Annotated in this window: 9 protein-coding genes; all 9 read left to right on the forward strand. The window is 24.0% G+C overall.

What is annotated here, in order from left to right:
- Nucleotides 1-321: 321 nt before the first annotated feature.
- Nucleotides 322-507, forward strand: a complete 186-nt coding sequence (locus OC683_RS01675) for a hypothetical protein (protein WP_304514825.1) — start codon at nt 322-324, stop codon at nt 505-507.
- A gap of 425 nt (nt 508-932) precedes the next feature.
- Nucleotides 933-2,519, forward strand: coding sequence for a ribonuclease Y (gene rny, locus OC683_RS01680; protein WP_304514826.1), 1,587 nt, complete (start codon nt 933-935; stop codon nt 2,517-2,519).
- Nucleotides 2,520-2,543: 24 nt separating this feature from the next.
- Nucleotides 2,544-3,311, forward strand: a complete 768-nt coding sequence (locus OC683_RS01685) for a TIGR00282 family metallophosphoesterase (protein WP_304514827.1) — start codon at nt 2,544-2,546, stop codon at nt 3,309-3,311.
- Entirely contained in the window at nt 3,304-4,203 is a 900-nt protein-coding gene (gene miaA / locus OC683_RS01690) for a tRNA (adenosine(37)-N6)-dimethylallyltransferase MiaA (RefSeq protein WP_304514828.1), read from the forward strand. Before OC683_RS01685 ends, miaA begins: the two co-directional genes overlap by 8 nt.
- Complete coding sequence (gene efp, locus OC683_RS01695) at nt 4,196-4,774, forward strand: elongation factor P (RefSeq protein ID WP_304514829.1); 579 nt, start codon at nt 4,196-4,198, stop codon at nt 4,772-4,774. The genes miaA and efp overlap by 8 nt, the downstream gene beginning before the upstream one ends.
- A gap of 81 nt (nt 4,775-4,855) precedes the next feature.
- Nucleotides 4,856-5,539, forward strand: a complete 684-nt coding sequence (gene cmk / locus OC683_RS01700; protein WP_304514830.1) for a (d)CMP kinase — start codon at nt 4,856-4,858, stop codon at nt 5,537-5,539.
- The gene (gene der / locus OC683_RS01705; protein WP_304514831.1) at nt 5,532-6,851 is read left to right on the forward strand and encodes a ribosome biogenesis GTPase Der; all 1,320 of its coding nucleotides are present in this window, start codon (nt 5,532-5,534) and stop codon (nt 6,849-6,851) included. The genes cmk and der overlap by 8 nt, the downstream gene beginning before the upstream one ends.
- Nucleotides 6,848-7,843 (forward strand): NAD(P)H-dependent glycerol-3-phosphate dehydrogenase, encoded by a 996-nt coding sequence (locus OC683_RS01710; protein WP_304514832.1) that lies wholly within the window; start codon nt 6,848-6,850, stop codon nt 7,841-7,843. The genes der and OC683_RS01710 overlap by 4 nt, the downstream gene beginning before the upstream one ends.
- Before the next feature lie 222 nt (nt 7,844-8,065).
- Entirely contained in the window at nt 8,066-8,353 is a 288-nt protein-coding gene (locus tag OC683_RS01715) for an HU family DNA-binding protein (RefSeq protein ID WP_078123073.1), read from the forward strand.
- Nucleotides 8,354-8,700 lie beyond the last annotated feature (347 nt).

Genomic DNA, 8,700 nt, shown 5'->3' on the forward strand with positions numbered 1-8,700 from the left:
GGGAAAGAATAATTCAGTTTCACCAACTAACGATCAATTAGTTGATACAAGAGATTCTAATAAGATAAAAACATCTCAATTACAAAAACCAATCATACCATCGGGTTTACAAGAGGATAAATCTCAATCTATTAAACCAATAAATTTAAAAAATAAAAAAAAGTCTTAAAAAAATTCAAAGAATATGGCGATAACTTTTTAGAATCCGCAAAACATACTTCTTATGAACAAATATCTTCTATTATTTCAAATGAAGATTCACTTCAATCAATAGATTATAATTACGAAGAGAACGAAAAACTTTCTTTACTTTCCGATAGTTTGATAGACAAAAATTTAGATCAAATAAATAATGTCTTCGAAAAAAAATCTTCAATTAAAGAGATTTCGTCTTCCAAAAAAACATTACCTCGTAGTTTTGGTTTGAAATATGTAACATCTTTATTTGTTGCTTCGTTTGGTGTAGTTCGTGTATTTGTTTCTAAAATGATTTTTGCTTTTAGATAGTTTTTGACAATTTTGAATAAAATTTCTTAATTTATTAAAGTACATAAAATTTAAAAGTTGCTTTATTTTAAATTAAAATATATAAATATTTTAACTATTATCCATTAAAAACTCATTTAAGAAAATCAAATAATTTAATATTTATATAGAATATATATAGTGTTATTTGTGTTTAGTAATATTTAATTATATTATTTTAATAACTTAAATGTAGTTTTTTATAAATTTTCATTATAATAAGCAAATTAATTAAAAATTAATTTGTTTATTTTTTTTGTTTTTAAAAAAAATTAAATTATTTATTTTAAATTATGAAATAAATTTTAATTATAAATTATTTTGTTTTTGACATTATATTTTAATCAATTAATTTTTAAATAATATTGAAAATAAATAATTAAAATGGAAGGCATAAATTTATTATCATGTTAGGAACATCAACAAAATGGTTCCTTGCTTTGTTTATTTACTTGCCCTTAATTATTGTTATTTTAGGATTATTGTATTATTTAATTTTTTATTATCAACAAAAAATTAAAAAAATTATACAAAAGACCAAACAAAAAGCTCAAGAAAAAATTTCTAGTGCTCAAATGATAGCTCAAGAAATGATATCAAAAGCTAAACAAGAAATCCATATTTTAAAAAAAGAAGTTGAAGAAGATTTGAATTTGAGAAGACGAATAATTGTTAATTTAGAAGAACAAATTATTCATAAAGAAGAATTGTTAAATTCTCGAACTAGATATTTAAATGATAAAGAAGAATTATTATACATGAAAGAACAAAAAATTAATATTTCTCAAGAGCAAATTGAACAAATGCAAAATAAAGTTCAAAATCTTATTATAAAGAGACAGAACGAATTAGAACATATCGCTTCTTTAACTCAAGAACAAGCTAAACAAATTATTATGGAAGAAATTCGTAAAAATTCTCAACAAGAAATTATGAATTATATTAAATCTCAAGAAGAAGAATATAAATTTCAAGTTAAAAAGAAAGCTCATGTTTTGCTAGTATCAACTATGCAACAATTATCTCGTAAAATTTCTTCCGAAAATAATGTGGATATAGTTTATTTAGATAATAATGAATTAAAGGGGAGAATTATTGGCAAAGAAGGAAGAAATATTAGAACTTTTCAAATTATAACAGGGGTAGATTTAATTATAGATGATATACCCAATACTGTTATATTAAGTTCTTTTGATTCTAAAAGACGGGAAATAGCGCGTCGTACTTTAGAAAATTTAATTTTAGATGGTCGTATTACACCTGTTAGTATAGAACAAACTTTTACCAAGGTTCAAGATGAATTTGATAATTTTATTCAAGATATAGGCGAAGAAGCTATTTTAGAGGCTAAAATAGGTTTTTTGGATGAAGAATTAATAAAATTATTAGGTTCTTTGCATTTTCGTACTAGTCATGGACAAAATGTTTTAAAACATTCTTTAGAAGTATCTTTTTTAGCAGGCAAATTAGCTGCAGAAATAGGGGAAAATGAAGTATTAGCTCGTCGTGCAGGACTATTACATGATATTGGAAAATCTTTAGATTATCAATTAGAAGGAAGTCACGTTAAAATAGGTTTAGATATTGTTATGAAACATAAAGAACCTTTAGAAGTAATAGATGCTGTAGCATCTCATCATGAAGATCAAGAACCTAGTAGTATTATTGCTGTTTTAGTTGCTATTGCTGATGCTATTAGCGCTTCTAGACCAGGAGCTCGTCGTGATTCTTTAGATAATTATATTAAAAGAATTACTCAATTAGAAGAAATTGCTAATAAAATTCCTGGTGTAGAAAAATCTTATGCTATTAAATCTGGCCGAGAAATTAGAGTTATTGTGGATCCTAAACAAATTGATGATTTAGCTATTTTTACAGTAATTCAAACAATTAAAGATCAAATTATGAAAAATATTAGATATAATGGTAGTATTAAAATAACTGTTATTAGAGAAGTTCGTTTAACCGAAATTTCAAATTTAAGTATTAGTTAAGTTTAATACAAAGGTAGTATCATTATGAATATTCTTTTTATTGGAGATATTTGCGGTTCGATAGGAATTAATTATTTAATTGAAAAAATTAATTTTTTAAAACAACATTATAAAATCAATATTGTTATTGCGAATGCTGAAAATGCCGCAGAAGGACAAGGTTTAGATTTCCAAAGTTTTTATAATTTAAAAATTTCAGGTGTTAATATGATTACTCTAGGTAATCATACTTGGAAAAATCATGATTTAAAGTCATTTATAGAAAATACTAATATTATAAGACCGTTGAATGATGATAGTTTGCATCTTGGATGTGGTCATAAAATTATTCAGTATAAAGATAAAAAACTTTTAATTATGAACGCTTTGGGTCGAGTTTTTATGAATAATAAATTTTTATCTTGCCCTTTTAAAAAAATAGAACATGTTTTAAAAGTTTATAAAAATAAATATCATTATGCTTTTTTAGATTTTCATGCTCAGGCAACTAGCGAAAAACTAGCTTTAGCAAATTATTTTGATGGTAGAATTAATGCTATCGTAGGAACTCATACTCATGTTCAGACTAATGATGAAAGAATTTTGCCTAAAAAAACTCTTTATATTTCTGATGCAGGTATGACAGGACCTTTAGATGGTATAATAGGTCAAGATAAAAATATTATTATTAATAATTTTTTAAATAATCACAAATTAAAACATAAAATTGCTCAAGGCAAAAGACAGTTAAATGGAGTTGTTTTAACTTTAGGAAAAAAACAAAAAATTATGAAAATTAAGTATCATGAATAATAAAATACAAAAAAAAATTATAGTTATTACAGGCCCGACTGCTTCAGGTAAAACTTCTCTTTCTTTGAAATTAGCTGATTTTTTTTGTGGAGAAATAATTAATGCTGATTCAGTTCAAATTTATAAAGAATTTAATATTGGTTCAGCTAAAATTTCTCTTAAAGAAACTCATATACCTCATCATTTGTTGGATAATATTAATCCTGGTGATAAATATAATATTTTTAATTTCCAACAAGATGCGAGAAATAAAATTTTGAATATTCAAACCCCTTTTATAGTAGGAGGAAGTGGCCTTTATATTAAAGCTGCTTTGTTTGATTATGAATTGGCTATTTCGGAAGATTATGAAAATAAATCTTATCAAAATTGTACTTTAGAAAATATGTTAAAATTAATTTTTCAAAAAGATCCGAAATTAGTTATAGATATAAAAAATTCTCGTCGAGTTATTAGCGCTTATCGTCAAGTTATGTGTAATAGTTTAAGATCTCAAAAAAGTGGTTCAAATAAACCTTTATTTGATATTTTAACTATTTATTTGAATTTAGAGCCTCAATTTTTGAAACCACGTATTATATTAAGGTTAGAACAAATGTTGAAACAAGGATTTGTGGGAGAAGTTAAATATTTACTAAATAAATATCCTAATGCTAATTTTAATATTATTGGTTATCGAGAGATTAAAGATTTTTTAGAAAAAAAGATTTCTTTTCAACAAGCTTATGATTTGATTATTACTAAAACTCTTAAATATGCTAAAAGACAAAAAACTTGGTTTATGAATCAAATGTCATCTTTAGTACAATTAGAAGCTTTAGATCCTGAATTAGAAGTTAAAGCTATCGATATAATTAAAAATTTTTTGAAAAAAGGTAAACAAAATGATTAACACAAATGATTTTAAAACAGGAATGACTATTAAATTAAAAAATAATATTTATCAAATAATTGATTTTTTGCATGTTAAACCTGGCAAGGGTTCTGCTTTTGTTAGAAGTAAATTAAAAAATTTAAAAACAGGTAGTATTATAGGATATACTTTTAATTCAGGTATTAAAATTGAAACAGCTTTAGTAAACAAAGTTAAATTGAAATTTTCTTATATACAAAACGGAATATATGTTTTTGTAAACGAAAATACTTATGAACAAATTGAAATTGCTGAGTTAGATATAATAAGTATTAAAAAATATTTAGCTGAAGATGTTATTGTTGAATTTCTTTTTTGTGATCAAAATAATATTTTAGGTACTATTTTACCAGATAAAATAGTTTTAAAAGTTTATCAAACAGATCCTATTATTTCTGGTGAAAATAATCGTAAAAGCAATACTGCTTATAAAGATGCTATTTTGGAAACAGGTTTGATTATAAAAGTTCCTGTTTTTATTGGGATTGGAGAAAAAATTGTTATTAATACTTCTAATGATTGTTATGTATCTCGTTATAACGAGAAATAAAATGTAAACAAATATGAAAGTGTTTTTATTAAATTTTATTTAATAAAAAATATTATCAATAAGGGGTTTCTTTTTGTTATTATGAATTTTAAAGTAGCTATTGATGGTCCAGCTGGAGCTGGCAAAAGTACTGTTAGTCGATTATTAGCTAATAAATTAAAATGGTTTTATTTAAATACTGGATTATTATTTCGTTTAATTACTTTTTATATATTAAAAAATGAAATAAGTTATAATGATGATTTAGATATTGCTAATTTAGAAAAAATATTAAAAAATATAAATATTAAGTTAACAAATGATGGTTTTTATTTAAATAATGAATATTTTTCTGTTAATTTAAATGATTATTATATTGAACAAAAAGTTTCTAATATTTCTTCTTTGTTACCTGTTAGAAACAAAATTTTAATATTACAATATCAAATAATTCGTGAACATGATTATCTTATTATGGACGGAAGAGATATTGGTACTGTTGTGATGCCGCATGCTGATTTAAAAATTTTTTTAACTGCTAGTATTGGACAACGCGCTTTGCGAAAACAAAAAGAGTTAAAAATAATAGATCAAGATCAAATAAATTTGGCGAAGATTATCAAAGAAATTCAATTAAGAGATTTGAAAGATAAAAAGCGCTCTATTGCTCCTTTAAAAAAAGCAGAAGATGCTATTTTGATAGATAATACTGATTTCTCTGTTGCAGAAACAGTTAATTTAATAGAGGATTTAATTAAAAAGAAAATGTTGGTTAAAAATGTTTAAAGTAGCTATTGTAGGTCGCCCTAATGTAGGTAAATCTAGTTTGTTTAATCGCCTTTTAAGGAAAAGATTAGCTGTAGTTGATTCTGAAGCTGGCACTACCAAAGATCGTATTTATGCTGATACTCATTGGTTAAATAAAAATTTTATTATTATTGATACAGGTGGTCTTAGTTTTGAGATTTTACCTTTTCAAGAAAAAATTAAATATCAAACTCAAATAGCTATTCAAGAAGCTGATGTTATTATATTTTTAACAGATATTCGAGAAGGAGTTACACAAGAAGATTTTTTTATAGCCAAACTTTTATATTCTAAAATTTCTAAAGTAGTAGTTGCAGTAAATAAAATGGATAATATTAATTTGTTACCGAATATTTATAATTTTTATAGTTTAGGTTTTGATGAAATTGTAGGTATTAGTGTTCTTCATGGTATTGGTATAGGAACACTTTTAGATATTATTATTTCTAAGCGGCCATTAGAAATTGTTTGTAATAATATTAAAAATGAAGATGTAGTTAATTTTTGTGTGATTGGAAAACCTAATGTTGGTAAATCTACTTTTACAAATTCTTTATTATCTCAAGAAAGAATGATTGTTTCTAATATTCCTGGTACTACTACAGATGCAGTGAATAATTTATTCGAATATAATGAAAGTTTTTATCGTATTATTGATACAGCAGGTTTAAAAAAAAGAGGGAAAATTCAAATTGGTAAAGAAAAATACAGTTTTTTAAGAACTTCTTTGGCTATATTAGAAAGTGATATCGTTTGTTTTATGATGGATGTTAGTCATAAAATTAGCGATCAAGATAAAAATATTGCTTCTATGATTTTTAAAGCTAATAAACCTTGCATTATTATTGCTAATAAGTTTGATTTGATTGCTAAAAATTATCAAATTCAAGATACATTTGAAAATAACATTAGAAATGAATTAAAATTTTTGGATTATATGCCTTTGATTAATATTTCTGCTTTGAAAAAATATAATTTAGATAAATTTATAAAAACGTTAGATATAGTTTTTTCAAACTATAAACGTACTTTTACAGATCATGTTTTAAATGATATTTTATATAAAGCTATTCAATTAAATCCTCCTCATATATTTCAACAAGGAAAAGCTCGTTTTTATTATTTAAAACAAATTTTTAATAAACCACCTACTTTTGTTTGTTTAGTTAACAATCCGCAATTTATTCATTTTTCTTATGAAAGATTTTTGAAAAATCAATTAAGATTAAATTTAGAATTACAAGGTTTACCTATTAAAATAATTTTTAAAAAGAAAAGTGATAATATATGAATACAAAAATTACTATTATAGGAGGAGGAGCTTGGGGAACTACTTTAGCTCAAGTTTTAGCAAATAACGGTCATTTAGTTTTAGTATGTGATAATAATCTTGAATATGTAAATCGTATTAAACAACATAAACATTCTGTTTTTGATAAAAATTTAAATAAAAAAATACAAGCTACTTCTTGTTTATCTGAAGCTTTATTATATTCGGATTTAATAATTTTATGTATACCTGCTCAAAAAATAAGATTATTATTGCGGGAAATTAATTTGATTTTGAAAAAACAATCAAAACATTTTATTAACGCTTCTAAAGGTATAGAAGTTTCCAGTTATAAGACTGTTCAAGAAATTATTAATGAAGAATTAAATTTATTTCAGATTAAAAATTATGGTTGTATTATGGGGCCATCTCATGCTGAAGAAGTCATCGATTGTTATTTAACTTTTTTAGTGGCTGCTTCTTCGAATGCTAAATTTGCTGATTTTATATCTCATATTTTTACTAATTCAACTTATTTAAAAGTTGTTTGTTCTAATGATGTTTATGGTTGCGAAATATGTAGTGCTTTTAAAAATGTTTTATCTTTGATTAGTGGTATTTTAGATATGAATAATTTTAAAAATAATGCTAAATCTGCTTTTTTTAGTATAGCTATGTTAGAATTATATGAATTAATGAAATATTTGCGATTTTCTTTGGAGACAATTTTAGGAGTAGCAGGATTAGGAGATTTAATAGTGACAAGTTTTAATGAAGATTCCCGGAACTATCAAGCTGGTATTCAAATAGGTTTAGGAACAGATATTAAAAAAATTTATTTAAATAGTTATCAAACTATCGAAGGTATTAATAATTTAAAAGCTTTTTATAATTTGATGTTAGATAAAAATATAAAATTACCTATTATAAAAAGCGCTTATCAGGTAGTTATAGAAAAAAAACCTATAAATTATCTTTTGGAAACAATTATGAATAAATTTATGCATAAATAACGATTTTATGTTAATAAAATTTATTTTTATGCTAAAATCAAACTAGATTCAAGTTTTGGACATAATTTTTAATTTTTCGATGTATATTTATATTATTTTTTCGAAATAGTTAATTTATTTTATCTAAATTTGAATCTTAGTAAGAAGTTGAAAATATTTTTTTAACTTTTCATTATTTCAATTGAAAATGATTTTAAAATTTAATAAAGGAGTCAAAAAATAATGAATAAGGCTGAATTGATTTCTAAAGTAGCTAAAGATACAAATATTAAAAAAAAGGATGTTGTGAAAGTTTTTAAATCTTTATATGATACAATGGGTGAAACTTTAAATAAAAAAGAAAAATTTACAATTCCATATTTAGGTTTTTTCAAAATGTCATATCGTAAATCAAGAAAATTTAAAATACCTACTACATCTGAAATTCGTATTACACCTCCGCAAACAGTTCCAACATTTAAAATGAGTACTAAAGTTAAAAGAGATTTTAAAAAAATATTATCTGAATAAAAAGGGTCGATAAAAAAGCATAATATCGGATTTTAACCGATGATCATCTCTTTAGAGAAGGTCTTTTTTGTAATAGATTATCGAAGTCTGGTTTTCGGAAATACAAATAATTTATTTGATTATATTTTTTAGAAAGAGGTTGATTTTTTTTGAATTTTGCAGAACAAAAGATTAATCCCTATCGTCATTTTATTGGAGCTAAAGTTAATGTTATAGGCGAGGGCGCCAAAAGAAGCCTAAATTTCGTGCTATTTAACCAATAGCCAGGGTCGATAAACCCTGAAAGGAGATGGTCGGTCTAACAAACGAAAGAATGTCAGATTACAGCAGACCATAAAAGCGGGTTG

Source organism: Candidatus Phytoplasma crotalariae, from assembly GCF_030586865.1.
GTDB lineage: Bacteria > Bacillota_I > Bacilli_A > Acholeplasmatales > Acholeplasmataceae > Phytoplasma > Phytoplasma citri.

What these genes read in the sequence shown, in the direction of transcription:
- rny (WP_304514826.1), top strand. Translation starts at nt 933, where the DNA reads ATGTTAGGAACATCAACAAAATGGTTCCTTGCTTTGTTTATTTACTTG.
- OC683_RS01685 (WP_304514827.1), top strand. Translation starts at nt 2,544, where the DNA reads ATGAATATTCTTTTTATTGGAGATATTTGCGGTTCGATAGGAATTAAT.
- miaA (WP_304514828.1), top strand. Translation starts at nt 3,304, where the DNA reads ATGAATAATAAAATACAAAAAAAAATTATAGTTATTACAGGCCCGACT.
- efp (WP_304514829.1), top strand. Translation starts at nt 4,196, where the DNA reads ATGATTAACACAAATGATTTTAAAACAGGAATGACTATTAAATTAAAA.
- cmk (WP_304514830.1), top strand. Translation starts at nt 4,856, where the DNA reads ATGAATTTTAAAGTAGCTATTGATGGTCCAGCTGGAGCTGGCAAAAGT.
- der (WP_304514831.1), top strand. Translation starts at nt 5,532, where the DNA reads ATGTTTAAAGTAGCTATTGTAGGTCGCCCTAATGTAGGTAAATCTAGT.
- OC683_RS01710 (WP_304514832.1), top strand. Translation starts at nt 6,848, where the DNA reads ATGAATACAAAAATTACTATTATAGGAGGAGGAGCTTGGGGAACTACT.
- OC683_RS01715 (WP_078123073.1), top strand. Translation starts at nt 8,066, where the DNA reads ATGAATAAGGCTGAATTGATTTCTAAAGTAGCTAAAGATACAAATATT.